This window comes from Cupriavidus sp. HMR-1, from assembly GCF_000319775.1.
GTDB classification, from domain to species: Bacteria; Pseudomonadota; Gammaproteobacteria; order Burkholderiales; family Burkholderiaceae; genus Cupriavidus; species Cupriavidus metallidurans.
The window spans coordinates 23070-47359 of record NZ_ANKP01000081.1; the positions used below are offsets into that span (position 1 = coordinate 23070).

At 62.5% G+C, this 24290-nt stretch carries 30 protein-coding genes; 11 read left to right on the plus strand and 19 right to left on the minus strand.

Annotation, left to right across the window (positions count from 1 at the left end; genetic code table 11):
- Positions 1–16: 16 nt before the first annotated feature.
- From D769_RS12145 to D769_RS12210, 14 genes are all read right to left on the minus strand, one after another.
- On the minus strand, positions 17–241 hold the full coding sequence (locus D769_RS12145; protein WP_008645396.1) for a PRTRC system protein C: 225 nt from the start codon (positions 239–241) through the stop codon (positions 17–19).
- An 11-nt stretch (positions 242–252) separates the two neighbouring features.
- Positions 253–699: a PRTRC system protein E gene (locus D769_RS12150; protein WP_008645397.1), complete on the minus strand. Its 447-nt coding sequence runs from the start codon at positions 697–699 to the stop codon at positions 253–255.
- A gap of 73 nt (positions 700–772) precedes the next feature.
- Positions 773–2446, minus strand: coding sequence for a PRTRC system ParB family protein (locus D769_RS12155; RefSeq protein ID WP_008645398.1), 1674 nt, complete (start codon positions 2444–2446; stop codon positions 773–775).
- 229 nt (positions 2447–2675) lie between these two features.
- Positions 2676–3434 carry an NYN domain-containing protein gene (locus tag D769_RS12160; RefSeq protein WP_008645399.1) on the minus strand — a complete coding sequence of 253 codons (759 nt, stop codon included), beginning with the start codon at positions 3432–3434 and terminating at the stop codon, positions 2676–2678.
- Between the two features lie 88 nt (positions 3435–3522).
- Positions 3523–3831, minus strand: a complete 309-nt coding sequence (locus D769_RS12165; protein ID WP_040011002.1) for a hypothetical protein — start codon at positions 3829–3831, stop codon at positions 3523–3525.
- A 47-nt stretch (positions 3832–3878) separates the two neighbouring features.
- Positions 3879–5579 (minus strand): hemagglutinin-related protein, encoded by a 1701-nt coding sequence (locus D769_RS12170; RefSeq protein WP_008645401.1) that lies wholly within the window; start codon positions 5577–5579, stop codon positions 3879–3881.
- Between the two features lie 283 nt (positions 5580–5862).
- Complete coding sequence (locus tag D769_RS12175; RefSeq protein ID WP_008645403.1) at positions 5863–6117, minus strand: hypothetical protein; 255 nt, start codon at positions 6115–6117, stop codon at positions 5863–5865.
- On the minus strand, positions 6114–9215 hold the full coding sequence (locus D769_RS12180; protein WP_008645404.1) for a DEAD/DEAH box helicase: 3102 nt from the start codon (positions 9213–9215) through the stop codon (positions 6114–6116). Before D769_RS12180 ends, D769_RS12175 begins: the two co-directional genes overlap by 4 nt.
- A 62-nt stretch (positions 9216–9277) precedes the next feature.
- Entirely contained in the window at positions 9278–10033 is a 756-nt protein-coding gene (locus D769_RS12185; RefSeq protein ID WP_008645405.1) for a hypothetical protein, read from the minus strand.
- Complete coding sequence (locus tag D769_RS12190) at positions 10033–10824, minus strand: hypothetical protein (protein ID WP_008645406.1); 792 nt, start codon at positions 10822–10824, stop codon at positions 10033–10035. The genes D769_RS12185 and D769_RS12190 overlap by 1 nt, the downstream gene beginning before the upstream one ends.
- Positions 10825–10910: 86 nt before the next feature.
- Positions 10911–11141: a hypothetical protein gene (locus D769_RS12195; protein ID WP_008645407.1), complete on the minus strand. Its 231-nt coding sequence runs from the start codon at positions 11139–11141 to the stop codon at positions 10911–10913.
- An 11-nt stretch (positions 11142–11152) separates the two neighbouring features.
- Positions 11153–11638: a hypothetical protein gene (locus D769_RS12200; RefSeq protein WP_008645408.1), complete on the minus strand. Its 486-nt coding sequence runs from the start codon at positions 11636–11638 to the stop codon at positions 11153–11155.
- Between the two features lie 97 nt (positions 11639–11735).
- Positions 11736–11939, minus strand: coding sequence for a hypothetical protein (locus tag D769_RS12205; RefSeq protein ID WP_241227856.1), 204 nt, complete (start codon positions 11937–11939; stop codon positions 11736–11738).
- A gap of 165 nt (positions 11940–12104) precedes the next feature.
- Positions 12105–12623, minus strand: coding sequence for a hypothetical protein (locus D769_RS12210; protein ID WP_008645410.1), 519 nt, complete (start codon positions 12621–12623; stop codon positions 12105–12107).
- 159 nt (positions 12624–12782) lie between these two features.
- On the opposite strand from D769_RS12210, the gene D769_RS12215 reads away from it, so the two are divergent.
- From D769_RS12215 to D769_RS12235, 5 genes are all read left to right on the plus strand, one after another.
- Complete coding sequence (locus tag D769_RS12215) at positions 12783–13238, plus strand: hypothetical protein (protein ID WP_008645411.1); 456 nt, start codon at positions 12783–12785, stop codon at positions 13236–13238.
- A complete protein-coding gene (locus D769_RS12220; RefSeq protein WP_008645412.1) occupies positions 13235–14695 on the plus strand; it encodes a 3'-5' exonuclease in 1461 nt (486 codons plus the stop codon). The genes D769_RS12215 and D769_RS12220 overlap by 4 nt, the downstream gene beginning before the upstream one ends.
- 12 nt (positions 14696–14707) lie before the next feature.
- Positions 14708–15934 (plus strand): DUF1173 family protein, encoded by a 1227-nt coding sequence (locus tag D769_RS12225; RefSeq protein ID WP_008645414.1) that lies wholly within the window; start codon positions 14708–14710, stop codon positions 15932–15934.
- Positions 15924–16274 carry a DNA translocase FtsK gene (locus D769_RS12230; protein WP_008645415.1) on the plus strand — a complete coding sequence of 117 codons (351 nt, stop codon included), beginning with the start codon at positions 15924–15926 and terminating at the stop codon, positions 16272–16274. Before D769_RS12225 ends, D769_RS12230 begins: the two co-directional genes overlap by 11 nt.
- 63 nt (positions 16275–16337) lie before the next feature.
- Positions 16338–16766 carry a hypothetical protein gene (locus tag D769_RS12235; RefSeq protein ID WP_152414979.1) on the plus strand — a complete coding sequence of 143 codons (429 nt, stop codon included), beginning with the start codon at positions 16338–16340 and terminating at the stop codon, positions 16764–16766.
- Between the two features lie 318 nt (positions 16767–17084).
- Here D769_RS12235 and D769_RS32920 read toward each other — a convergent pair whose 3' ends face one another.
- The gene (locus D769_RS32920) at positions 17085–17216 is read right to left on the minus strand and encodes a hypothetical protein (protein ID WP_277423003.1); all 132 of its coding nucleotides are present in this window, start codon (positions 17214–17216) and stop codon (positions 17085–17087) included.
- Between the two features lie 47 nt (positions 17217–17263).
- Positions 17264–17455 (minus strand): hypothetical protein, encoded by a 192-nt coding sequence (locus D769_RS31820; protein WP_152414980.1) that lies wholly within the window; start codon positions 17453–17455, stop codon positions 17264–17266.
- A gap of 275 nt (positions 17456–17730) precedes the next feature.
- On the opposite strand from D769_RS31820, the gene D769_RS31825 reads away from it, so the two are divergent.
- The 5 genes from D769_RS31825 to D769_RS12255 all read left to right on the plus strand — a co-directional run bounded on the left by D769_RS31825 (position 17731) and on the right by D769_RS12255 (position 20994).
- Positions 17731–17973 carry a hypothetical protein gene (locus D769_RS31825; RefSeq protein ID WP_152414981.1) on the plus strand — a complete coding sequence of 81 codons (243 nt, stop codon included), beginning with the start codon at positions 17731–17733 and terminating at the stop codon, positions 17971–17973.
- Positions 17974–18038: 65 nt separating this feature from the next.
- The gene (locus tag D769_RS12240) at positions 18039–19085 is read left to right on the plus strand and encodes a phage Gp37/Gp68 family protein (protein WP_040011004.1); all 1047 of its coding nucleotides are present in this window, start codon (positions 18039–18041) and stop codon (positions 19083–19085) included.
- 40 nt (positions 19086–19125) lie between these two features.
- Positions 19126–19398, plus strand: coding sequence for a hypothetical protein (locus D769_RS12245; RefSeq protein WP_008645418.1), 273 nt, complete (start codon positions 19126–19128; stop codon positions 19396–19398).
- 152 nt (positions 19399–19550) lie between these two features.
- A complete protein-coding gene (locus D769_RS12250; protein ID WP_241227857.1) occupies positions 19551–20045 on the plus strand; it encodes a hypothetical protein in 495 nt (164 codons plus the stop codon).
- A 52-nt stretch (positions 20046–20097) separates the two neighbouring features.
- Positions 20098–20994, plus strand: coding sequence for a DNA/RNA non-specific endonuclease (locus D769_RS12255; protein ID WP_008645420.1), 897 nt, complete (start codon positions 20098–20100; stop codon positions 20992–20994).
- 99 nt (positions 20995–21093) lie between these two features.
- On the opposite strand, the gene D769_RS12260 is transcribed toward D769_RS12255, so the two are convergent.
- From D769_RS12260 to D769_RS12270, 3 genes are all read right to left on the minus strand, one after another.
- Positions 21094–22035 carry a hypothetical protein gene (locus D769_RS12260; RefSeq protein ID WP_008645421.1) on the minus strand — a complete coding sequence of 314 codons (942 nt, stop codon included), beginning with the start codon at positions 22033–22035 and terminating at the stop codon, positions 21094–21096.
- Positions 22016–22309 (minus strand): HU family DNA-binding protein, encoded by a 294-nt coding sequence (locus D769_RS12265; RefSeq protein WP_008645423.1) that lies wholly within the window; start codon positions 22307–22309, stop codon positions 22016–22018. Before D769_RS12265 ends, D769_RS12260 begins: the two co-directional genes overlap by 20 nt.
- A 372-nt stretch (positions 22310–22681) precedes the next feature.
- Positions 22682–23836, minus strand: a complete 1155-nt coding sequence (locus D769_RS12270) for an integrase domain-containing protein (RefSeq protein ID WP_008645425.1) — start codon at positions 23834–23836, stop codon at positions 22682–22684.
- Between the two features lie 217 nt (positions 23837–24053).
- On the opposite strand from D769_RS12270, the gene D769_RS32525 reads away from it, so the two are divergent.
- A partial coding sequence (locus tag D769_RS32525; RefSeq protein WP_206536997.1) for a hypothetical protein occupies positions 24054–24290 on the plus strand: 237 nt, incomplete at its 3' end.

The following is a 24290-nucleotide window of genomic DNA, read 5'->3' on the forward strand; positions in this document are numbered from 1 at the left end:
CAGCGCCTTCATCAGGTCAGACTTGCGCATACGCGCCCTTGGCGCCAGCGGCTCGGACGAACGTGTAGCGAGCGATACCGCCCTTCACTTCCGGGCCGTCCACCGCGGCGGTGGTCAACTCGGGGTATTGGGCGGAGTAGACATCGCGAACCTGATCGGGCGAGAACTGCGGGCCCACATCAGGCAGCGTCATGCCGTTATAGGAAAACTCACGGGTGAGCTGCGTAACTTCGAGTGCCATGGCAGTCTCCTTTACAGCAGGGAAGCAAGGTCGGTACCGGTGGAAACCGGTGCGCTCGTTTCGGCTTTCGCCTCCGGTTGCGCTCCGCCACCGTTTTCTGCTTCGTCATCGTCACCGGCATCGCTGGTGGCATCAGACGTCGATGGCGACGCGGCCTTGGTCAGTGCCTTCGTCGCCTTGGACGATTGCGTGGACTTGGCGGCATCGAGGATCGACTTCGTTGCCTCGGCCTGCTCGGCAAGCGAGCGATGGGCTTCGGTCACGCTGGTGACGGCCGTCGCAAACTCGGCATCCAGTTCCGCCGGCGTAGCCGAAAGGATCAAAGGCCGGGTCAGTGCGGGGTCAGCAGCGTCCTTGATGACGGGCATCACAACGACGGACATCGTGTCGCCTTGCATCGTCAGCGTGAGCACGACCTTGTCGCTCGCGCGAACGAGCGGAATCAATTGGGTGAACATGGTGAATCCTTTTGGGGAATGAAATGACAGAGGGCGCCAAATGGCGCCCTCTGCAGATGGATAGTTGAACGGATCAGTAGCCCAGAACCTTGGGCAGCTTGCCGGTGTAATCGAAGCCGTCAACCGCCAGCAGGCCGGCGATGACTTCAGGCTTCGATTTGTTGAACAGCTTGGCGAAACCATCGCCTAGCACCTTGCGGATACCCAACTCGTCTGCGAGAACCTTCATCTCGGACTTGGTGAGCATTTCCAGGAAATCCTGCGCTTGCTGGAGATTCCAGTGGTTGCGCAGATCCAACTTGTGATACCGGCACAGTTCGCGGAGATTGCCCACCTCCACGCCATCGATGGCAGCCACGGTCAGGCCGATCGTCAGCTGCTGTCGCTTCTGGCCATCCAGCGCGTGGATGGCCGTCAGGCAACCCTGCAACGACGATGACGACTTCTGCTCCGTCAGCTTCTCGAAGAACTTGCTCATCACGTCGCCGGCGATATTGCGCGCCAGCCCGTTCAGGGCAACCGCCAGGAGGTACGAGTTCGCCTGCTCAGCGTTCTGCGCGACTTCCTTGCGGAGGGCCTTGCGCCAGAGCGCGGTGCGGTACCCCTTCACCTTTTCGCTCTCGCTGATCGACGTCACGGGCTTCTCGGCCGCGGTAGAGGACTGGTCGCCCTTCTTCGCAGGGGCCGCCTTGCCACCTGCGGCCGGTTTGGCTGCAGGCGCTTTGGTGGCATCCTTTTCGGCCTTGATACGCGCCGCAACCTTTTGCTGGTTGCAGACGGTATCAAAGCACTGGCCGCTGTAGACCTTGCCCATGGAATCGGGCAGGCCACTGACGGCCGCGCCAAAGTTCTGGCAGGCGTGGCAGGCTTTCGCCTGTTCATCGCCAACGCCAGTCGGGCCTTCGACCTTCAATTGGATCCGGGTATGGTTGTCGCCCGGGCGGATGATGCGCACGATGGGGTACTCGTCCTTCAGCCCATAGGCAATGCCTTCGAGCTTTTTGCCGAGTTTCCCGTCGTAGCATGCACGGTTCGTGCAATTTCCGGTGGCAATGGCTTCGCCGAACATCTCCGTTTGCAACGAAGAATTGTGCGGGCATGCCGCGCATTCCGTCTTGTCGAAGATGGCGGACTCGAGACTGCACGCGGCCGCCTCAATCGTCTTCTTCAGTTCTGCAACGGGCTTCTTCTCGCAGATGATGACCGGCAGAAGCTTGTCCTGCTTGTCCTTGGCGAGCGTGGCCAGCAGTTCGGCGTGACCGAGCTGGATAGTACGGGTGTTGAGCGCTTCCAGAACGGATTCGCTGCAGTTCATCAACGCCAGGCGTTTGTCGAGCGTCGAGCGGGACCAGCCAAGCTGGCGGGCCGCTTCGTCTCGGTCGCCCTGCAACTGGCCGACAATCTTCGATGCTTGCACGGCCTCCTCGGAAGGCGCCATGTCGGCACGCTGGATGTTCTCGATCAGCGCCTTGCGATCGGCTTCGGCATCGGTCATCACTTGGATGTTGACAGGCATCTCGTACCTGTCGCCGTGGGCCGCCATCGCTGCCCGATAGCGGCGTTCGCCGGCTACCACCTCGTACTCATGGCCGTGCTCATCGTCCTCGATGGGACGAATCAGGATTGGCTGGATGACACCGTCTACGCGGACGGATTCAGTCAGTTCAGCCATCTGGGCAGGATCGAAGTACTTGCGCGGGTTGCGGCCAGGACGGATGCTGCCAATAACAACGGTAGGGTTTTGCATTGTGGGTTCTCGCGAGAATAGGGGAACCCGTAGCCGCACCGGGAACGTGGTTCCCGATGGGATGGAAGGATGGACTACCAGACTATGCTGGCCGGCCACCGTACTGCAGAAGCTGGCACCGGAAGGTGCGGGGTCGATGCGTCTAGGACGCGGTAGGTGCGCAGAGAATACCTAAAAATCCGGCTCCGGACAAGATAGCGCCTTGCCAGTGCCGGACATCGATGGAGCGCTACGCTTCCGCCCCTTCCATCTTTGGCTTAACGCTGACCCAATAGCCCGTACCGCTCTGCTGGTTCATCACCAGGTCTGGATACGTACGGACCATGTCGGAGAGCGCGGCATGGCCAAAAACCTTTGGGGAAAAGCCGGGATCGGTGCGCTTGAGATACTGCCCGAGAGCGCCTAGTCCAACCCAGCCATCCGGCGTATCGCCGGCGAGCAGCTCGACGGCTCGAATCACGGCCTTGGGCCGCCGCTTTGCAGGCGGCTTGGGAGGCGCCGCGGCGACTTTGGCCTTTGCGGTGTCTGCCGCTTCAGGGACCGGGTCGGGTGCCTGCCACTCAAAGAACTGGTCGCTGGCATTGCGCAGCGCGTCGGGAGTCTTTTCTTCCCCGACGATGTGAACGGTTGCACCGCGCTCGCGCAGCTTGCGGCAGAGGTATGCGAAATCCGAGTCGCTGGTAACCAGGCAGAAGATGTCGGCGCGGGAATCGAACATGGCCTCCATCGCGTCCAGCGCGAGGGCGATATCGGCCGTGTTCTTGCCGGCGGCATATTGGTACTGGAGGCAAGGCGTGAAAGCGAGCCGAACCAGCGCCTCTTGCCACCTGTTGGCCAGGGTCGAATGGTTGCCGTAGCCTCTTCGGAGCACTACGCGCCCGAACTGGGGCACTACCCGGAGGGCGTACTCGAGGATTTCAGGGGTTGTATTGTCGCAGTCCACTAGTACTGCAACCCGTGCCTCCGCAGCTGCCGATTGACCCGCCATTCCTTGCCCCTATGCATTGTTATCTGCGCATGATATTGGCGGGGCGCTGCAGCTGTCTAGGCTGGCAAGCCCCGGCTGGGCAGTTCACTCACGGTGCGGAAGTCTGGGCCTTGCCGCCCACACGAAACGATGGCAGCCATACGCCGGGGCCGGGGGCCCTGATCACGGCGCCGTCCACAGTCACCTGGCGGCCAATCAAGGAACGGGCCTCGTCCAGCGGCATTCCAACCAACTCCCAGCTGTCATGGCCGGCCGTCTCCAGCATGACTGTCGGGAATGGCTCGTTGCCTTTGATCTGAATTTCGCCGACCAGCACTTGGTGTTGAGCGACAGGCGTCGCGCCGGCGCATGCCGCGAGCCCGAGACAGAGTAGCAAGGAAGGTATGATTTTCTGCATGGAGCTCTGGAAGCAACGAAGGGGGCGGCCCCGCCGCCCCACCTGCTTTATTGGATCACAACCGACAGCGTGGATCCGGCCGGCACCTTGACGGTCTCGCTATACGTACCGCTCACGGCCTTGCGCACCACCGGCAGGCTGGCGTAGGGCTGCAGCGTCGCCGGTACCGACTGCGTGAGCGTGCGGCTTGCTACCAGCGCCTGTGGATCGATTACCGGCAGCGTGAAGCCACCTTCCACGCGGGCCGGGAAACCAAAGCCGGTCGGGCTTGGCGCCTTCATCAGCGCACCAGACGTCGCAGCAAAGCGGCGCAGTTGCTCGCCCAGGCTGGACGTAGGCACAGTCGCCTTGATTGACGAATCCAGCACCGCCACCGAGTCAGTGCTGCTCACGTTGGTCAGCAGATGCTTGTAGAAGCCCAGCCCAAGCTGGCGATCCAGGAACCCACCGAGGGAGCCGGACACTGAGTAGCTGTCGCAGGCTGCGCCGAATGGATCCCACGTCAGCAGGCTGCAGTTGTACGAGCCGGCCTTGTAGTTGACGTAGTTCGGAAAGCGAACGTCCCGGATCGCGTTGTAGGTCGGGTCGATCGACTGGCTCGCGAAGTCCTCCATCATCATCGCCGATGCCTCTTCAAGCCAAGTGCTGAAGGCATAGGTGGGGCCCTTTACCACGCCACGGCGGTAAAAGTTCTGCATGTGCATACCTTCGTGCGCCATGGTCAGCAACATCGCCTTCATGCCTTCGGGGCCACCGAGGTAGAGCGTCTCGGAGTCCAGATACAACGATACCGACTGGTTGCTAAGCGGTTCGGCGGCCGCCGTCAGCGCATTGCGGCCGTAGAAATAGCCAACCATGCCGAAAGGCTGGGTATTGTGGTCAAAGTTCAGGATCACGATGTCGATCGGCTGAGCGACTGCACCGCTGATGAGATCGCTGTACACGTGCGGCCCCCAGACCGGGCCGCCGGTCTGCTTCAACATGTCATAGATCTTGCCGCTCGGCACAAATCCGGCGTACAGCGCGTTGACGATCGCCGTGCTCACCTTGCTCGGGCTTGTCTCAGTGCTCTCGACCCAGAAATTCACGGTCGTACCATCAGACGCAGCGTCGGTGCGGATAAGTGTTACGGTGCGCTGCGTGTTGTCCTCGTGATAGAAGGTACGGATATCGCCTGGCGTGTATGCGGCGGCGCGCAGCGGCGTGGCGCCAAACGAGGAACTGCTTGGGGCCGTGCCGCGGGCGCCAGCTTTCGCCGCCCATCCATCGCGGTTGAAGTCGGAGATACGACGCTTGACCTCGTTCGTACCGTCATCCCACTGGATGGCGCTCGCGGCAACCGTGGGGAAGTACGAGGAAGTCAGCGGGATCGTCGGCATGGTCTGGGCGGTGCCCGACTGGTTCGTGAACACGAGCGTCACGTCCTGGCCCTTAAGCCCGTCAATGCTGATCGGCATGTCCACTGCGGCAGCGGTGGCATTGATGTTCTGCCAGACACCGACGCCGGAACCCGCATAGGTATTCGCATCCACGGCGGCACAGTTCGAGCAGGCCGGCGCTACGACGCTCGTCGGCTTGGCCACAGGTTCGGCCGGCGTCTGGGTGACCGGGCCGGTCGGCGCAGTGGTGGTGGTTTGCGTGGCGGGCTCCGCGCCATCGCCGCCGCCTCCGCATGCCGCCAGTACGGCCGACGTCAGCAATGCCAATGCAAGAGACCCTGGGAACGACAAAGTGCGCTGGTTTCGCATGAGTATTTCTCCTTGTTTCGTTGGCCGCCACGCTTCATTTCGCGGCATCTGAATATCGGCGGAATGGCCCAGCCCAACACCCCGCTCATGGGGGATAACCCTTAGTCACCGGAACCGCCGGAGCCGGGGCATCGATGAAAAGCCCGCCCTACCGCTTCACAAAAAAAAACCGCCCTCACGAGGAGGGCGGGGAGGAACGGGTCCATCTTGAGAGAGCTTCCTGTAGCGGGGCGCTACGGAAACCATCTTATGGTGATTTATGGGGGGGGAATCCCCCGAAAGCTCAGCTATTTCGGGGGTCTTTCTCTGGCAACGGGCCGATAGGTCTGGCCAGCATGGTGGTTATCGCCCCGCTGACATGCCAGCCTCCCATCTCCGTCTCGAAAATGCCGTGAACCAGGCGATCGAGACAAATCATCTCGACGCCATCGGCTTCCAAGGTGCCAAGGATCTTGGCGACGGTCGTTCCGCGCGTGCCGCGCCGTTTGACCGTTGCCACACCCTCGCCCAGAGCGATGCTGCATTCATTCGCTTTCATGCTGCCTCCTTGAGCAGTTGACGTTGATCGCGGTTCTCGCGGCCGTGAAGCGCCGCCAGATCCTCAACAAAAGCATCGAGAAGGGTATCCATATGCAGGAATGCCTCGTCTTCCAATTCCGGTGTCGCCCAATCCAACCCGGCTTCCATGGCGTCGCGCTTGTGCGCCACCATCTGGTCCTGGTAGACATCGATGCTGCCCGGCAGGTGGAAATAAATCACCTTCAACTGCCCTTTCCGGTTCCATCGCAGAGCACGACGCATCGCCTGATACTCGATGCGCCACGTCCACGAGCGGTCGTAGAACAGCACGTAGTCGGCGTTGGGAAGGTTGTACCCTGCCCTGCCTGAGCCCTTCGTGCACAGCAGCCCCGTGGCCGTGCCATTCACGAACCGCTTGTCCTTGTCGGCGACGCGCTTCGTAATTGGAATGCCCCCATGGAACGGCACCGTATCGACGCCACGGGCCTTCAATTGCCCGGCGATCAAATCGATCACTCCGGGATTCTCGGCAAACAGGATGGCCTGCTTCCCTTCCGCGGCGATCGCTTCCAACCGGTCAGTCGCGGCCCGCTGCTTGCTGGTCAATTGCCCCAGCACCCCGACGCCGTCTACCCCATGCTGCGGGTAGTTGGCCGCGAAGTGCACGGCACGAATCCGCGCCAGAATCGCGATCAGGTTGTTCGAGCGTCCGTCGGTTCGACGGATTTCCCGATACCAGTCCGCGAACTCGTCGGCTGTGCGCAAATACAGGGATAGGTGCGCCGGGTCCCAGTCCGTCTCAACCACCTCGACTGCCGGCGGATCAATCTGGATGTACCTGGCGACGTCGGGCTCGCAAACCAGCCGACGCTTGACGTGGGGTGCCAGCATCTGGCGATATAGCGGCAGGTTCCCGATCTTGGGCACCTCCCGTTTCGCGCCGTCTTGCAAGCTTTCCGCAAACTCCCAGGTCACCCATTCCAGAACGACGAAGTCATCCCGGAAGCGGTCCACGCCACGTTGAGCATGTTGCGCGGTGGCCAGCCACTGGCGGTCCAGGTACCCACGGCGGTACCCGTAGGGCTGGGCCGCCGTGCCATCGCCGCCGGTGAACGCAATTAAGCCGAACACGTCACGCGGGTAGTTGGCTATCGGACTGCCGGTCAGGATGTAGCGACGCCGTGCCGAAAGCTGCCAGAGCGCGCGGCTCTGGTCGCTGTTCGGGTTGGACAACCGCTCCCCTTCGTCGGCGACCAAAAGCCCGATACGGCGTCGCAACCGATGGGCGTAGGTCACGCGCTTGGAGGCATTGCGGCAAACCGGCATGCGAAGGCGCTCGTAGGCAATGAGATTGATCTGCCCCAATTCCCCCAGGCTTTCCGGCGAGTCGATGACCTTGACGGCATCGGCCGGCAGGATCTGGGCCAGCTCCGCGCGCATTTCCGGCACCAACCGCGCCTCGACAACGATGAGCCCATGCTTGACCCCGGACAACAGGATCAACGCCGCGGCGAGCCGCGACTTGCCGCACCCCTGTTCCCAGGCGGCTACGGCGCCGCACGGCTTTTGCAGCAACTCCACCAGATCATCCTGCTGGAATTCCCAGTTCAGCCAACGGTCAATACCGAGCGCCTGCATGCGCCGTCGCAGTGCGAGTGCCTGGCCTGGCCACCGGACTGCGAGGCCTTCGTGCACGGTCTCCCATGTCTGCGCCGATCGGCTCACGGCAAACCTGCTCATGAGCTCGTCGAGCGTCAACGCGAACTCGGCGCCGCCTGCCTGAAACGCATAACGGCCGTCAGGCTGGCGGGCGAATGCTACCGTCTCGCCAGCCTTGATCACCGGGCTGCCCCATTTCAACGGATCCACAACATGGCTTTTGAGGGCCACGCCGGAGATCGCGTCCGCCGCATTGACACCAGTCGTCCAGACCGTGTGCCGCAGGGGGATGGCCTGGCGCGCGCTGCGCCGAATCCGCTTCCCGAAATGTTCCAGGAAACCCGGCGCCAGTTGCGGCACGCCGCCGGCACCGCGAATCAGCCGAAGCAGGCCATCCAGCGCGGCCATCGGGTCATGCTGCACGAGATAGGCTTCGAGATCGAGGCGTCCACTGCCGGCGTAGCGCATGCCGTTGGGCAACCGCTGGCCGTCCATCGGCACGATTCGACTGTCGAGCACCCGGTTGAGCACCATCGCCTCGACGAAACCACACTCGAACCCGAGGACAATTCGCCGCCCGTCATGGGCAATGCGTACCCGTTTCTGCGAGGTCACTGGCCGCGTGATCGCGGGTCCGGCGTCGTCCAAAACCTGATGGTTCAGGCGCGGCTCATGGAAATGCCGATCGTCTACGTTCAGATCCAGCGTCGGCAGAGGCACTGAGAAGTCGCCATGGGATTGGCGTACGACCCTTCCCATGCGGTAGCGACCGAATACGGCAATGGACGTGTGAACCGTGGCGCCCTCCTCCCGGAAAGCGGACACCGGTAGATCGAAGATGCCGACCACGCGGCGCGCCGCCGTACTATGCGCATCCCGGTGGTCCAGGACGCCCACAAACCGGTCGACAAAAGACGTCGGCAGCAGCGCCACCACAACTTGTGCCGCCTCAAGCGCCTGGGCCAGCGCGTACTCATGGCTGAGAGCGCTGGTGTTCGGCCCGAACCGGCCCCAGGTGGTGCAACCGAAAGCCTGCAGGTGAGGCGATTCGAGGTGGATCGAGAACGGCGGATTGATGATGGCCACATCGAAATGACGCGGCTGGATCTCCTCCATCCCAGCCTGGCGGAAGCTGCCCTCAAAGCCAGCGGCCTCCACGGCTTGCTGAACGGCTGCGATCGCCGGTTCATGCACGTCGACGCCATAAATGGCGTGTAGCGCAGGATCGGCAAACTGCAGGAGCCGCGCCGACCCAACGGAATTGTCCAGCACCGCGACCTTACGGCCGGGGCGCCAGCCCTCCACGACGCCCCACATCAGGCGGGCAATCGCATCGGGCGTGAAGAACTGGGAAAGATGCCGCTGACGCGCAGCGTGCAATTCACCCATGTGGGCGATCTTGTCCGCCTGCGAACCGAGGCTAACGATTGCCCGCAAGGGCTCGTACCAATGAGTCATATAGGATTCCAGAAAAGAAGAAGCCCCGTCGATGACGGGGCAAGGAGAAGAGACCAGGGTGCTTAAGCGGCGACTGGCTCGGATAGATGCTGGTCGACGAACGCGAGGAGGCGCTCACCAAGGGCTGCGGAGAACCGCAGCTCCCAGTACTCGTTGTATTGCAGGACATCCAGCCCGGGGAAGGTCCGCCGTTGCTGGGGACCGAACGCTTCACCGTGGTCGAATTGCCGCAGGCATCCGGCCAGCGCGGGCTCACCCGCGTCTTGCGCAAACGCCGCGAGCGCGAGCAATGCTGCGCGGACTTCGGCGTGCGCCTCCACCGCTATGCGCCGCATTGGACGCACCACAGTGGTCAAGGACGGCGCCTTCAGTCGCAAGCGCATGACCTTAGTAAAGCGCCGGACGGCATTAGGCGAATCCAATTGCAGCGAAGCGGCGAGCGTCTTGGCGACCTGACGGCATGCCAGCGCCCGCCCGCAGTGCTCGTACCGCTCAGCGAGCACCCGCCAGTACCGGTCCAGATCCGGCGTTTCTCCGGCACGGATCGCTTCCCAGATGTTCGGGTAGCCGTTGACCGGGATGCGGGTCTCATCGATGCTGACCGGAGCCCCGGCGATGCCAAACTCGTTGCTCGCCCGATCGATCAGGCTTGCCACCAGGCAGCGTAGGAAACGACGAAACTCGCCGGGATGGTCAACATGCAACGGCACGACCAGGGCCTCGGCGCCCGCCTGCGCTGCCAGCGCGCTAACCCGTGCAATCGCGTCAGCGGAGGCCACCTGCGCTGCACGGAACGCTTCTACAAGCGCGTTGTACATCAGTGCCGCTCCTGCATGGCTTCCTGGCCGTACTCGCCAATGAACAGCATCAGCGCCTCCGCCAGCTCGTTGCAGAACTTGAACTCCCACTTGTCGTTGAACAAGGTGATGTCCAGGCCAGGCATGGCGATCTTCTCGCGCGAGACGTACTCCAGCTCGTACAGGTTGATGCCCGTTAGCTGCTTCGCGAGCAGCGCATTACCCGCTTTGCCCGCGAAAGTGGCGAGACCCATCAGGCAATCTGCCGTTGGCTGGGTGCTGTGATATCCCACCCTGCGTCGGCTCGACCTGTAGGACGTCTCGGTATAGACCGGCTTCTTGAGCACCACGCCGGCCGCCGTGCGCTTTACCTCGGCATTCCGATGCAGGCCAAAGTTGCGCACGATTCGCGACGCGGCCTGGCGGTAGGCCGTTGCCGCCCCGCCATCACCTTTGTAGAAGGCCGTGAGCGACGCCCAGAGCTTGTCGAGATCGGGGATTTCCCCCTTCTTCAGGGCTTCGTGGATATCCAGGCCGGCACGCTCGTACTCGGCGCTATTGTCGATATCGAGCCGGGCGCCCGGGGGCGCAAACTCCTTGCGTGCCCGACTGACGATGTTACCGGCCAAGGACTGGCAGAACTTCTCCAGTTCGTTCTCTTGCCGGTATGCCGAACGCACGCCTACGGCGAAGAACGGTTCGTCGGTGCCGGTGCCGGCGAGCATGTCGCGCTCAAAGTTAGCGGCGTCCTGATAGGCCTGACGTGCCGCTTGCTGGGCGGCAATGAACTTTTCGATGATTTGGTTGTACATGACGGTCTCGATAATGGGGAGACCGCCCCGTCGGGAAGGTCTCCCGAGGGGAATGGAATGGAACTGCCGGAACTACGCCGCGCCGGCTACACGGCCAAGTCCAGCCAGTGTTGCGCAGACTGCCGGCTCACATCGGCCGCCGCTTCCTGGCGGACAGTTGCCTTGCCGCCATCCGGGAGCGTCTTGAGATCGGTCTCGTCGACGCCTTCGATGTCGTGGTCAACGATCACCACGTTCACATGGCCGTCGGTCTCGACGTACGGAACCGTGCCACCGGAGAGGTGTACGATGACCGTGCACTTCTGAATCGGGTTCATGGCGCGCGCTCCTAGTGAATCGAGATTGCGCGGCCTGCCGGCATGGGCATAAAGCCCATGGCCCACCACATCGCAGCGGGATGATCCGGAAAGTCCGGAATCTCGTTGCGCTGGAAGATGTCCGGCACCAGCGAAATCGCGGACGGGCGAGCCTGAACGGTCTCCCACCAGCGTCGCTGCAGCCGCAGCCAGGTCAGTTCTGCACGAGCGATGTGATCCCATTCGCAGGGCAGCTTCGACTCGTCGAACAGGTCTGCGCCTTTCTCGGTCATGATGGCCACCACCTCGTGGTAGCGGCCAAGCTCATGCGCAAAGCCGCGGCGCTCGAACCGAAGGATTGCGGGCTCGGGATGGCCGAAAATGCGCTGCAGCTGTCGGATATAGACCGCACACTCTCGGCGCGAACGCTCGCTGTAATCATCCTGGCCAACTTGCGCGCAGGATTCTTCAGCGGGGACTGGCCCGACTTCGATGTCGATTGTCTTGGGACGGAACATAGCGTTTCCTTCGTGGATACGGGAAACGCCCCATCGGGACGCTTCCCGGATGGGTGTGGAGGGCCGCGCGTGCCCCATGGGCAGCGCGCGGCGATGATCAGGCCGGCTGGCCCGAGAGATATGAGAACCTTGCCAGCACCCACAGGACTGCAACCGCCAGGGCGGCGATCATCAGTGTGGACAACTGCAGGTACAACAGCCCGATGCTCCCCGTCGTGACGATGAAGAAAAGCGCGACGAACAGAATCACGACCAGCGCAACAGTGGCGGCGGCCGTTTCAGCGGTATCAACGAAGGACATGGTGGCTCCAAAGAAGATGGAGCCATGACCCATCGGGGACATAGCCCCAGTGGGTGAAGGAAAAGAAGATGGCCGGTACGCCGGCGAGGTCGATGCGCAGTAGCGCGGAGAATCGGGCGAATCTTACCGCGCCTTGACGGCCCGGACAAGCATCTCGCTGCGCTTCTACCCAAGCTTTCGAGCTGCCTGCCGTGCAAGGCGGTTCGCCTCGCGCAGACGGTTCACCACCGCCCAGCGTCGTTGTGAAAGTTCTTCCGGGTTCTCCAGGTTCGAGTAGTCCTGCATTGGCCCGTCGCCTATGAATGGTCTGTAATCCTCAGGAAGTTTGCCTTGTGCCTTCAGCTTGTCGCGCTGCAGGCGTCCTAGGCCATCCGTCGCCTCGGTGATTGCCACATAGTCCCAGCGTACTGGCACAGCCGCTTCAGAGAACCACACCTCACCTTCGCCCTGACCCACGAGCGCAACGACGTCGTACACGCTTCCGACAGGCGACGGAACCGCACGGACCTCAAAGCGCAGCACTTCGGGGCGCGGGTGCCAGAACACGCGCTCGAGATAGCGCTTGAAAATGAAGGCGTCCAGCCGGGCGATCTCGCCGTACTCCGGCTCTCCGGGCGCAATGAGCTGCGGCTCGCTCTGGGGACGGTTTCCGAGGGATACCTCTCGGCTAATGGGCGTGTGCATGGTTTTCCGGTAAAAGGCGCACCAAATTCTATAGCTTTCGGGCCTAACCCCGGCAGGAATCGCCGTGAGAATGGTTGGCGGCGAACTTCGCCCGCCGGCCGCCTTGACTTCGCTTTGGCGCCGGTATCTTGGTCTTAGACCATTCCATACCTAGCCGCCATGCGATTTACCCGACTCGGTCGCCACGACCCCATCGACTTCAATACCCGCCGCCAGGCAGCATTCGCGCGTAAGCAGCTGCGCGAGCGCGCTAGGTACCCGCTCTTTGCGGACCACGTGGCTGCCGAGCAGCACACAGCGGACGAAGAACTGGCGCGTCGCCAGCGACGCTCGGACAACCTTGCGCGTACAACGCGCGCTCTGCACGCCCGGATCTGGAGGGAGAAGCGCGCCGTCTATTTCTCCCTGACCCCGGAACAGCGAGCGGAAATCCGCGCCAAATGGCTGGCGTGGACCGGCCCCACCTCCGCCCTCTACTTTGCATACATCGTCGACGGCGTCAGCGGCGAGGCCGAACGGCGCGATAGGGCGTCCCGCGAGCACGCACTTGCGATCCGCCGGCGCGTCCTGGCCATGCTGCCAGAGCAAGCGACACTGGAGATCTGTGCACCATGACCCCTACCGAAGAACAGGCTGCCGTTGTCGACGCCGTCGAGGCAGGTGGCGCGCTCAAGGTCAAAGCCTATGCCGGCGCAGGCAAGACATCCACGCTAAAGCTGGCCGCCCAGGCGCTGGGCCGCAGTCGCGGGCTGTACATGGCCTTCAACAAGGATATCGCAGCCGAAGCCGCGCGAAAGTTCCCCACGAACACGAGGTGCCGCACGGCCCATTCTGTCGCGCGCGCTGCGACGCGTCCTGAGATCAGCCGCAAGATCGACAACCCGCTGGAGCCCTCGCATCACCTCGCCGTCCGCTATGGTCTCGGTCCGCTCAAGTTGCCCACGACCATCGGCAAGGATCTGGAGCTTAGCGGCAGCAAGGTGGCACGGATGGTCGCAGATGGCGTGGCCCGGTTCTGCCGGTCTGCCCAGCCCGAACCCCTGACTTGGCATATCCCGGTGGAATCGATCGTCCCGGACGAGGAAGCTGAGTTGCTGCGCGCCTCGCTGCTTCCCTACGTGAAGCGCCTCTGGGAGGAATATATCGACCCAGCCGCCGCCGGCGCGATCACCCACGACGTCTACCTCAAACTCTGGCAACTAAGCCGTCCGCGTATTGGTGCCGATTTCATCCTGTTCGATGAAGCGCAGGATGCGGATGGCCTGATGCTCTCTGTCCTCCGCGCCCAGCAGTGCCAGGTCATCTACGTGGGCGATCCATACCAGCAGATCTACGAATGGCGCGGCGCCGTCAACGCCATGGACTTCATCAAGGCGCCCGAGCGTGCCCTCACGGAATCCTTCCGGTTCGGGCCGGCCATAGCCCAGTTGGCCAGCCGCATGCTGTCCCTGATGGACGAGGACACGCCGGTTCGTGGCCAGGAACACATCGCGTCGCGGATCGAGCACGACTCGGAGTTTGGGCAGCATCGCTACAACGCGATCCTCTGCCGCAAGAACGCCACGGTCCTGACACACCTCGCGCAAGGCATCGCAAGAGGCGACCGCGTTGCGGTCCGCGCCAAGCTGGATGAACTGCGCGCTTTCGCCGACGGCGCCGAGCGCCTGATGCGCGGAGAGCGGATCGCCTACCCCGCCTCCCTCGCACTATTCGAGACCTGGGAAGAAGTCCAGGAATACGCCGAGTCCCTAGCCGGCCGCGACCTGCAGCCGCTGGTCAAGCTAATTGACAGTGAAGGGGTGGACTACCTCCGGCTGATCCTGACGCGCGTGAGCCCAGAAAGCGAGGCGGACTACGTCATCTCTACCGCGCACCGAGCAAAGGGGCTGGAGTTCGACTCGGTCTATCTCGCAGGCGACTTCAAGTTCAAGACCGGCGAGGAAGGCGAGACGACGATGACCGCAGAAGAGAAGCGCCTCCTCTACGTTGCCATGACCCGCGCCAAGCATGTGCTCAACGTCAGTGAGATCCGGCGCGACCTCTATTCCATGTTCCGGGACGCCGGAGTCTAGGAGAACATCACCATGATTACCGTGCGGATAGGCGGGAATGAGTTCCCCCTCGACGATGTGCTGGAAGATCCGGGCCGCTATGCCCGCCACCTGGAGCGTGCGAGAACCGTGCAAGGCTTCGCCGAGTGTGGCTGCACGGCCAGCCGGCCGCGGCCCAAGCTCGTGATCCGCCGCCACCGCGACATCTTCCTCCTCGCTCGCTGGCCGGACCAGGCACACCACCATGCGGGCGCGTGTCCGTTCCACCGCCTGGCACTTGCCAAAGGGGGCGCTGCAGACAGTCTCGACGCCTTCCGCGTGCGCGATGGCCACCACGACATCCGGCTCGACGCCACGCTGTCAGCCAGCTCGCGCACCCCGACCAAAACCGTGCAACGGACGCCCAAGGGGGAAAGCAGCAAGCCCCAACGGCGCTCGGCAGGCCTGCTGGCGTTCCTGGAGTATGCGTGGGAACAAGCGGGGCTCAACGTCTGGTCGGGGACCGGCTCCCGAGGCTGGAACGCCTGCTGGTCGCACCTGACCACGGAACTGGCTGCTTGCCGCATCAACGGCAAGCCTGCAGCCGATCTGCTGCACGTGATGCAACGATGGGATCCGGCTCGCAAAACGGAAATCCTGGCCGAGTTCGAAACCTGGCAGGCGCGACTCACCCACACTTCCGCTGGGAGCCATCGCGGCATTGTGATCGGCGAGCTCGAATCCCATGGGCAGACCCAATACGGCGGCAAGGTGGTGCTGCGCCAGAGCACGCAGCGATTTTTCATGTCCGCCGAGATCTACGCACGCCTGCAGGCGTCGTTTGGCGGCGCCCTTGCCGGCATTGGCAAGGCCGATCAACGCTGCATCGTCGTACTGCTCGTTGAAAAATCCCGCTCCAACTACCTGACCGTGGTCGATATCGCCGCGATGCTGGCCAACCGGCAGTTCCTGCCCTGCGATTCGTCGCACGAGGTGGCAATGGCGGATCACCTGGTCGGCCACGGCCGCGCCTTTCGCAAGCCATTGCGCCACGTCGGTCGCGCCGCCGTGCACCCGGACTTTGTTCTAACCGACGTTGATCCCGAAGTGGTCATCGAGGTCCTCGGCATGACGGGTAACCCGGAGTACGACGCCCGAATGGCATCCAAGCGGCAGTACTACCGGGAGAACGGCATACCTTGCATCGAATGGGACGCCGTCAGTACGTCTATTGAGCACCTGCGGCTTCCGCCCAGCACACGGAAGGCCGATGCACGCTGATCGGGATGCGCTGTTTCGCACGGCGCTGGAGCTCGTCCACCAGCACCGCGCCGCCTCTGTGGCCCTCCTGCAGCGGCACCTGGGTGTCAGTCACGACGCAGCGGAAGCTCTGCTCCATCGTATGGCCAGCGAAACGACCGCCGTTCGCCGCATGCAGAATGGCCTGTACCTCTATACGCATGGTCCGATAGGCGAGGAATTGGCCGCCCTGCACGGGTTCGCTCAAGCCGTACTCAATGCGCTCTCCCAGGACAAACTCGATGCCGACCAACTGCGCGCCGCCGCGATCGAATTTGGGCTTGCCGCAAGAAACTCGACCGTGCAGGCCGGCCCGACTTGACTTCGAGCCAGGATCGATAGGCTGAAGGGACCCAATTTCACTCCACTTGCCATAAAGACCATTATGAATTCCGACTCCAAACTTTCACCATCGCTGGTGCAGCGAACCTCGTCGCAGCGAGATGAGCGCGAGATGTTGAGCAATCGAGCACCGAAACTCGACCTTAGCGGTATGACCGTAGGAGCCGACGACGACGAGCCGAATGGTGTGTTCGCCTGCTTTCCAGATGATGAGGACGATACCCGCCTCGACTTGCTCATGGACGAGTTGGATTCCATCCCTGGCATGCCGGCGTACCAAACCGCCGACTTCGATGGCGTGGGCATCATCATGCAGTTCGAGACCGATGACGAGGCACGGAGGGCGATTGACGCGTTGGAATCGGCGGTACAGGCCTGCGCAGCCCGCCAGAAGCGCAGAGAGGCGCCGCAGGTACCCCACGAGAACGGGCATCGGGTAGTGCGGGACGGCAGCGAGATCAGCAATGACTAGGAAAACGGCGCAAAGCCGCCCCACCGTGATCTCGTGCGCTCTCTTCGGTGGCCGAAGCAAACGCACAGGCCTGCGTGTCGGATCCCGCCACCGCTGGGATGGCGGTGCGTGGGGCAAAGGGCGTTGCGAGTTCTGCGGAAGGACTCTGGAGCAGGTCCAAGAACGCAGCATTGCCGACGCATCAACGGAGGCACATCGGTGAGCGATCAAAAGACCAAGCGGCATCCTACGGCGCCCCAGCACGGCGCTTCGTTGCCCGAAGTGTCCCATCCCCCTTTGCACTTGGTCAGACAGACAGCGTCGCTAATAGCTGCGGACCTACTTGGCCAGCCCAAAGACGAGGATCGGCAGTTGGTTGCCCTTCGCCTGGTGGAGCTGCTTGTGCGTGCCAACGCGCATCGGAGTTGCCCACCGCCGGTCGACGATGCGGAGGCCCAGGAACGTGAGCATCTCGGTTGCGCGTACTGCGGCACCGGCATTTACCACGCGGCGGCAGGTCAGCGCACTGCGAACTGAGCATGGCAAAAAACGATCGCTACTTCGGCAAGACCATTGCCGAACACGTCGACGCGGGCACCTGCTGGCTGTGCGGTCAGCCAGTGGATCGCGGGCAGGGCTATCACGACGCCACAGGCGCCCATTGGGTCTGCAGCAAAGCACTCACGAACCAATTCAAGGCGCTCAGCCATCCAGTGACCGGCGCCTCGTTGTGTGGCCACAAGCCTAAAGACAAGGCCAGACGGGTGCGGCCTCGTGCCAGGTGGATTCCGATCAACCGAGTCCCCCGCGGATTCAAGCGTTGTCCGCACTGCGCGCGGACTTCTTCCAGTACAAGCCGACCGGTGGATTCGCCGCAAGCCTCGTCAAGCAATGTTACCTCGCCCAGCAGTGCCGACAGGGACACCCGCACGCGGGATCTCTTCGAAGAACACCCTTCACAAGCTAAATATTAATGACAACTGTCATGCATAACACACTCACTCCGTGGTTCTCCAACACTGCGAAACCAGTCAGACCTGGAAACTACGACGTCCGCAATGTTGTCAACGCCGACGAAACTCTTGTTGCTTCTTGGGATGGCAAGCAATGGTTCAGAGCGGGGCGCAGCAAGGAAAACAGCTACCCACTCGCCGTGCAGGATCGAGAGTGGCGTGGATTGACCAATCGTGGGCGACGTGCCGCCAATCGATTTGCCGAGACCACCTAGATCCGTCGATCTGGCAGCGCAACGGCGTCGTCCATCGTTGCTCAGTACATGTAACAAGGAAGGAAATGAGCGAGAACACAAATATCGAATGGGCCGACCACACGGCCAATTTCTGGGAGGGCTGTCAGAAAGTAAGTCCGGGTTGCGACCACTGCTACGCGGAGGCACGCAACGCGCGATTCGGCGGCGGACATGCCTCAAACTGGGGACCTGGCGCGCCTCGTCGCCGCACCTCCCCTGCCAATTGGCGAAAGATGCTCCGTTGGAACGCCGCTCATGCCGCTTTCGCGGCGATTCACGGCCGCCGGCAGCGCGTCTTCTGCTCAAGCCTGGCCGACGTCTTCGACAACGAGGTGCCGATCGAATGGTTCATCGAAATGCTCGAAGTCTGGCGGCAGACGCCGAACCTCGACAAGCTCGTGCTGACCAAACGCATCGGTAACGCCACAAAGAGGTTAGGCGCGGCCTTCAACACCCTCATGCAGCGCGACGACTGCGCCGATAACCCGCTCGTCCCTTGGCTGGCCACCTGGATCGCTGGCAATGCGCCCGCCGATATCTGGCTGGGCGCAACTATCGTGAACCAGACCGAGGCCGACCGCGACATTCCGAAGCTGCTGCGCGTGCCGACGAAGATCCGCTTTCTCTCGATGGAGCCCCTGCTCGGGCACGTCGACGTGTTCTCCACGATGACTGGCGAGCTGCTCCACACGTCCGGCAACGACTACGACCCAGGCGCCATCGACTGGATCATTGCCGGCGGCGAATCTGGCCCAGATGCTCGGATCACGCATCCGGCATGGTCACTTAGCCTGCGCGACCAATGTGCGACTGCCGGCGTCCCGTTCCTATACAAGCAGCACGGCCAGTGGGCACCAGGCTCTGGCGACTTTGGCGCCGGGCGCTTCAAAACGGCAGCGGTTGCGATGGACGGCCGTGTCGTGCTGGGTGGATTCAATGCCCCAGAGTATCCCGCCGGCGCAACCGCGCGAGATGGGTGGGCAATGGTTCATCGTGCGGGCAAGAAAGCCGCTGGACGGCTGCTTGAGGGTGTCCTGTATCACGCATTTCCCGAGGCATTGCCCCTGGTGGCCGACACTCGCCTAGCCTAGGCTGCCCCGACGCCGACCTAACACTCAACCTCCAGTACCAATGCAGCACTACGACAACGAAGAACGAGAGTATCCCGAACCCGAGACGGTTCTCGCCATTCGCGGCGCAATCTTCAATGGCCAGATGGGCGGCCCGATGGGCCCTCCGGGCCATTGGCTCAACGAGTTCTGGCAGATCGGCGCAGCCCTGCGAGACCACGCGGAAATGCTGCAAGGCTTCCAGGGAACCGTGACGCGTGAGATTCTGAGCACAACGAGCGGCTATCTGGCCGTGGAAGAGCCGATCATCGAACAGCCCGTCTGCCAATTCTGACGGGCGCAGGCCGCGGACAGGCATAATCCCGGGATTTTCAGCACCGGATCCTCGCCATGCCCAGCGGCCTCCTCCAATGCGCCCATTGCGACGGCGCCCCCCTCTACATCGCCGGCCGGCTCCAGGCAGTCATTGTTTGTGAGGAATGCGGCATGTCGACGCCTCCGATCCAGCTCGATGGCGCCGGCAAGGACGTGGCCTTCCCCCAGCTCAGCGCCATCTGGAACAATCGCGTCGAACACCGGCCCGCCGATGAGCAGGCCATATCCATGACCGCCCGCCGCGCGCTGACCGTCTCGGACATCCCGTATTTCCTAAACCTGGTCGCCTCCACAACAACCGACTGGGAGGCGAACGGCCCCAAATTCGCGGCTATGGCCGCTGCCCTCGCCCAGCCTGGGTACGAGTTCAAGCACGTGGACCCGCCTGAAACAGTGGTGTCTCAGTCCGCGCGCTATCAGAAGCTGCTGAAGCGGGCGAAGATCATCTATATAGATGGAGCACCAATGGTCCGCTTCGAGCCAGTGCCGGCGCTATGCGCTGAGATTGCCGAAGAGGCGTTGGCCGACAAGGAATGGCCTCTGCTGGATCTACACGAGTTCATCGGCAAGGCCATCGATGGCGTGCCGGATCACTGGCAACCTTGACTTCGCGTTTGGGATGGCAAGCTGAAATGGTCAATATCTCGGACCTTCAGCCATGACTCGCCATCTCGTAGTTGCACTCACCCTCGCGCTCGTCGCAGCCACTGCCAGTGCGAAAGAACCCGCAGAATGCGCCCACGTACTGGGCGCCGGCCAGCCAGCCCTTAGCCAACCGGCAGGCAGGACCCAACTGCTCTGCTACCGTGCCTACGCCGTCCTCTACTCCGCCCAGACTCGCACCGCGCTTTGGTCGGCCGAGCGGCTCACGAAGCAAGCCGTAGAAGCCGCACGCTCGCTGCCGCGCGACAGCGATTTCTACGAGGAGGAGCGCCTTCCGGCTGCCGACCGCGCACGCCTGCAGGACTTCAGCCGATCCGGAATGGACCGCGGGCACCTTGCGCCAAGTGGGGACTTCGCAGACAAGGCATCACAAGCTGAGAGCTTCACCCTGGCCAACGTCGTTCCGCAGAACAGCATCTCCAACCGCCGCACGTGGAGCCATATCGAGACGTCGGCACGCCGGCTGGCTCGGCAATACGGCGCAATCCAGGTTGTCACCGGTCCGGCATTTTCGAAGACCAGCGCGACCCTCAATGGCCGTGTTCGGATTCCCGACTTCCTCTGGAAGGCTATCTATGTGCCCGGTGTCGGCGCCGCCGCCTACGTTGTCCGCAACGATGCGACGCCAGCTTACAGCGCGATCAGCATTGATGAACTGGCGCACTTCACGGGCGTCGATCCTTTCCCGGGGCTCACTCGTGCGCAGCGATCGCAGCCCATTGATCTACCCGCGCCGACACCCCATCCCGGCGAAAAATCCTCGCGCCGCGTGAAGTTCTCTTGGCTGGTGTCGGGCGAATCACTGGCAGACAAATCTCCCGCAGGCTCGATCCATCGACTCGTAGGCGACGCCGGCGCCCTGGCTACCTTGCTTCTGGCCTACGCACGATAGCCCACCGGACAAGTAGTCGAAGGAACATGTTCCCTTCAAAAAGGACGAAAGGCACGCCCGTAGACGTGCCTTTCGCGTTCTTGATACCGGTTTTCTGGTCTACCGGTTGGCCCAGAGCCAGATACCAAAGCCAAAATAGATCGACATTGGAATGCTGGCTCCCGCCAGGGCGGCGAGGGCGAACCTGAGGCGTGATGGCCGGCCTCGCGCACGGGCGAGTTCTATGGCGCGCGACCGAACGTCGTTCACCGTGCGTAGGACCGACTGGTCCAACAGGGTCTCGTCGAAGCCCGCCAGCCAGGCCATGTCCGAATTGTGAATCTCGCCCACAAAAATCGAGATCTCGCTGCCCCCGAGTACTCGAGCACGCTCCACGGCGAACTCCAGCATAAAGACGCTGCGCAACGGAATGTTGAGCTCCGGCTCGATCATCGCGAGCCAACGCCAATCCGGGTCGGGAAACACAGGTCCGTTGCGGTCACCACCGCCCGCGCGGCGACGGCAGTTCTCCACCAGGTACGAGTAAGGATCGGGAAATCCGGCAAGCCTGCGACGTTCATCGGGCGACAAGGCATGGAAGGCCGCGGAGCCGCCGATGTCCTGCAGGCGACGAACACCGCCCGTTCCAAAGCGGTCAACCTCAGTTCGGCGCTCACGACGCATGCCGGCGGCCACCATGAACATTCGCATCGGCGTCAGCGCCGCCTTGAATTGCATCCGGAAGGCGTCGCGCAGCGGAATCTCGGTCCAGTCGTCCATCTCCACCTGGATGCCTCGATAAAGCTTCCCGAACTTCGTCTCGCCAAAGACTAGCTCGCCCGGGGCATCTTCGATGGCCTGCTCCACCAGAGCCTTGTATTGCCGGTTGGTACCGCCGGTCAGACCATGGAGAACGCCATAAACATGACACGTGACGCCCCGATATCGCACGACCGTTGCGTCGATGCGTTGGGGGAGCTCCGTGGTGCCGGCGAGCAGCTGTGCGACTGGCACATAATGCGGCGAGGCCGCGCCCGTCTGGTCACTGTGCACCGGCGTCACCGTTTACGGCATCCTTGAATCGCTGACCGGCCTTGAACTTCACCGTTTTGGCGGCCTGAACAGTGATTTCTTCGCCGGTGCGCGGGTTGCGCGCAGTGCGCTCAGCTCGCTCGCCTTTGCTGAAAGAGCCAAAGCCAACCAAGGTGAGCGTCTCGCCCTTGGCCACGGCATCCATGATCGCACTGAGCGTGGCATTCAAGGCCTGCTCGGCCTTTGTCTTGGACAGGCCGTCGACACCGGCGGCGATCGCGTCGATTAGTTCCGATTTGGTCATGCAAATTTCTCCGTACTGGTATTGGAAATTCCGATTCAACCATGCCCACATCGGCAAATCTCCCGGAATGACGGTACAAAACCGCGAGCTTTCCGGGTTTTTGTGATGAGCACGCTCAGAAAACGCCCCGACAGTAATGGAACGGCGGATGGCATTGGTGCGGACACTGCTCTGGGGAATTGTCGTCGACTCAGAACACCGCTATCGCCCAAGCCACTCGGATCTCCAACGAAAGGCGGACCAGATCCGCCGTCGTTCCTGCCGTCATTTCGAATCTCCCGACCGTAAAAACACGCTAGAAATATGGCGTGTTACCGGGGAAATAGGCTGAGCATGCTCAGACTTTCGGTTCCGTGGCCCAAATCTCGTGATCTACGACCCCACCTTCGCGAGGATTCGATAGAGCTTTGCCCGCGAGATTCCCAGATCCCTTGCTGCGACGACCTTGTTCCCACCGGCCGCCGCCAATGCGGCCTGGACATCAGCCAATGACGGCTCTGGCTTGCCAAGCGACTGCTGCACCGAATAGGTAGACAGATAGGCATTCGCCTTGGTGGCTCGACTATGACCTGCAGCTTCGACCACCTTCCGCATTGCCTCCCGGTGCGCCTCGACGTCCTTTACCTTCCCAGCACCCTTCACAGCAGCCGCCTGGCCACTATGGCGCTGGTACATCTGCTGCAGGAACTGATGGCGCAAACCATGAGCCGTCACCCCAACGCCGTCTTTCGTGACCCCGTGCTTCTCCAGTACGGTATAGAACCTGCGGCGCCATTGGTTCTGAGTGTATGTCGCGGGAATGAGCGTGCCCTTGCCCGGATTGGTTGCCTCGGACAGGCTGGCCGCCTGGCCCAGCAGTTCGTACTGCCAGTCAAACTCGATGGGCACTCGGCGCGGTCGGCCTCCTTTCGTCCCGTCATGCACATGCAGCATGCCGGACGGCAGAACATCCAGCGCCGCTCGCAGGCGCCAACTCTCCTTGGCGCGCAGTCCGAATCCGGCTTCGAGCTTCAACTGCAGCGCAACATGTAGATCCGTCTTCGCGATCTCCGCGATCAGTTCCGCGGCATCGATGCCATTCCCATCCCAAGAGCGGTCTTCCTTCGCAACGTAGCTGCGGACGTAGCCCGCCGGCCGCACCACATAGTCGTCGATTCGACCCACCATGTTTGCCTTGCCCATCCAGGACATGAAGGCACGTAGGTGCGTGAGCCGCAGTTCCACCGTCCCCACATTCAGCTTCCGCTCCTCCACCCAGTGGCAGACGAGCCAACGGATGTGCTTCTGCCGAATGGCATAGGGCGAAGTCACGGCCATGCCGCCGACGCGCCGCAGCTCCACCATCATCGCCAGCAGCGCCTGCACCCGCTGCCGCTGAGACATCTGCGATAGCGAACGTCCGCTCACGCGGGTTCCGCTGTGGGGAAGGTGAAGATGCTCGGCAGCCAGGACGGCGAATTCCGCCTTGAATCTCTCGGGGAGGTTGTACTGCTCCAGGATCGGGCGCAGGTTGATTGTCTTGCTCATGTTCGTCTCGCATAGCGCTGCGCGCACGCAGCCGCGGAGCCGTGTATCTCGCACACAGCCCATTTCAGGACAGCACCGACCCCGATTCGGGCCTGTCCCATTCGGTGCGCCCGGGTACCACCCCCAGCTTGCCGGCCCACCCAGCCGTCCTGCCACTACTCTCCCGGTCCTTTAGCGATGCCAAACCGATCAGCCCTGAGCATGGAAGCAATGCGTCTTGACTGTCCGCTTACGCGAACACGCAGGGCTCTCGCCGTGCGCGCCGCTTGCGCGGCTACCCTATCCGGTGCATCTGCTGATGCCGGCCAGCATTCGTGAGGATTGCGTCCACACGCCTGCGGCCGATGCCGTGATGGGTAATTACCTGTTGCGCCGTTCTGGTACCGGTAGCGCCCCCCGGATCGATATCTGCTCAGAAGCCTGCGTTCACCGTCTCTCGGCACGCAAAACAGCT

What these genes read in the sequence shown, in the direction of transcription:
- D769_RS12190 (WP_008645406.1), bottom strand. Translation starts at nt 10,824, where the DNA reads ATGTACAACCAAATCATCGAAAAGTTCATTGCCGCCCAGCAAGCGGCA.
- D769_RS12235 (WP_152414979.1), top strand. Translation starts at nt 16,338, where the DNA reads ATGAATTCCGACTCCAAACTTTCACCATCGCTGGTGCAGCGAACCTCG.
- D769_RS31820 (WP_152414980.1), bottom strand. Translation starts at nt 17,455, where the DNA reads ATGGCTGAGCGCCTTGAATTGGTTCGTGAGTGCTTTGCTGCAGACCCA.
- D769_RS12250 (WP_241227857.1), top strand. Translation starts at nt 19,551, where the DNA reads ATGTCGACGCCTCCGATCCAGCTCGATGGCGCCGGCAAGGACGTGGCC.
- D769_RS32920 (WP_277423003.1), bottom strand. Translation starts at nt 17,216, where the DNA reads ATGCTCACGTTCCTGGGCCTCCGCATCGTCGACCGGCGGTGGGCAACT.
- D769_RS12255 (WP_008645420.1), top strand. Translation starts at nt 20,098, where the DNA reads ATGACTCGCCATCTCGTAGTTGCACTCACCCTCGCGCTCGTCGCAGCC.
- D769_RS12230 (WP_008645415.1), top strand. Translation starts at nt 15,924, where the DNA reads ATGCACGCTGATCGGGATGCGCTGTTTCGCACGGCGCTGGAGCTCGTC.
- D769_RS12220 (WP_008645412.1), top strand. Translation starts at nt 13,235, where the DNA reads ATGACCCCTACCGAAGAACAGGCTGCCGTTGTCGACGCCGTCGAGGCA.
- D769_RS12195 (WP_008645407.1), bottom strand. Translation starts at nt 11,141, where the DNA reads ATGAACCCGATTCAGAAGTGCACGGTCATCGTACACCTCTCCGGTGGC.
- D769_RS12165 (WP_040011002.1), bottom strand. Translation starts at nt 3,831, where the DNA reads ATGCAGAAAATCATACCTTCCTTGCTACTCTGTCTCGGGCTCGCGGCA.
- D769_RS12180 (WP_008645404.1), bottom strand. Translation starts at nt 9,215, where the DNA reads ATGACTCATTGGTACGAGCCCTTGCGGGCAATCGTTAGCCTCGGTTCG.
- D769_RS12175 (WP_008645403.1), bottom strand. Translation starts at nt 6,117, where the DNA reads ATGAAAGCGAATGAATGCAGCATCGCTCTGGGCGAGGGTGTGGCAACG.
- D769_RS12225 (WP_008645414.1), top strand. Translation starts at nt 14,708, where the DNA reads ATGATTACCGTGCGGATAGGCGGGAATGAGTTCCCCCTCGACGATGTG.
- D769_RS12185 (WP_008645405.1), bottom strand. Translation starts at nt 10,033, where the DNA reads ATGTACAACGCGCTTGTAGAAGCGTTCCGTGCAGCGCAGGTGGCCTCC.
- D769_RS12270 (WP_008645425.1), bottom strand. Translation starts at nt 23,836, where the DNA reads ATGAGCAAGACAATCAACCTGCGCCCGATCCTGGAGCAGTACAACCTC.
- D769_RS12205 (WP_241227856.1), bottom strand. Translation starts at nt 11,939, where the DNA reads ATGTCCTTCGTTGATACCGCTGAAACGGCCGCCGCCACTGTTGCGCTG.
- D769_RS12155 (WP_008645398.1), bottom strand. Translation starts at nt 2,446, where the DNA reads ATGCAAAACCCTACCGTTGTTATTGGCAGCATCCGTCCTGGCCGCAAC.
- D769_RS31825 (WP_152414981.1), top strand. Translation starts at nt 17,731, where the DNA reads ATGCATAACACACTCACTCCGTGGTTCTCCAACACTGCGAAACCAGTC.
- D769_RS12265 (WP_008645423.1), bottom strand. Translation starts at nt 22,309, where the DNA reads ATGACCAAATCGGAACTAATCGACGCGATCGCCGCCGGTGTCGACGGC.
- D769_RS12170 (WP_008645401.1), bottom strand. Translation starts at nt 5,579, where the DNA reads ATGCGAAACCAGCGCACTTTGTCGTTCCCAGGGTCTCTTGCATTGGCA.
- D769_RS12160 (WP_008645399.1), bottom strand. Translation starts at nt 3,434, where the DNA reads ATGGCGGGTCAATCGGCAGCTGCGGAGGCACGGGTTGCAGTACTAGTG.
- D769_RS12200 (WP_008645408.1), bottom strand. Translation starts at nt 11,638, where the DNA reads ATGTTCCGTCCCAAGACAATCGACATCGAAGTCGGGCCAGTCCCCGCT.
- D769_RS12215 (WP_008645411.1), top strand. Translation starts at nt 12,783, where the DNA reads ATGCGATTTACCCGACTCGGTCGCCACGACCCCATCGACTTCAATACC.
- D769_RS12245 (WP_008645418.1), top strand. Translation starts at nt 19,126, where the DNA reads ATGCAGCACTACGACAACGAAGAACGAGAGTATCCCGAACCCGAGACG.
- D769_RS12150 (WP_008645397.1), bottom strand. Translation starts at nt 699, where the DNA reads ATGTTCACCCAATTGATTCCGCTCGTTCGCGCGAGCGACAAGGTCGTG.
- D769_RS12210 (WP_008645410.1), bottom strand. Translation starts at nt 12,623, where the DNA reads ATGCACACGCCCATTAGCCGAGAGGTATCCCTCGGAAACCGTCCCCAG.
- D769_RS12145 (WP_008645396.1), bottom strand. Translation starts at nt 241, where the DNA reads ATGGCACTCGAAGTTACGCAGCTCACCCGTGAGTTTTCCTATAACGGC.
- D769_RS12240 (WP_040011004.1), top strand. Translation starts at nt 18,039, where the DNA reads ATGAGCGAGAACACAAATATCGAATGGGCCGACCACACGGCCAATTTC.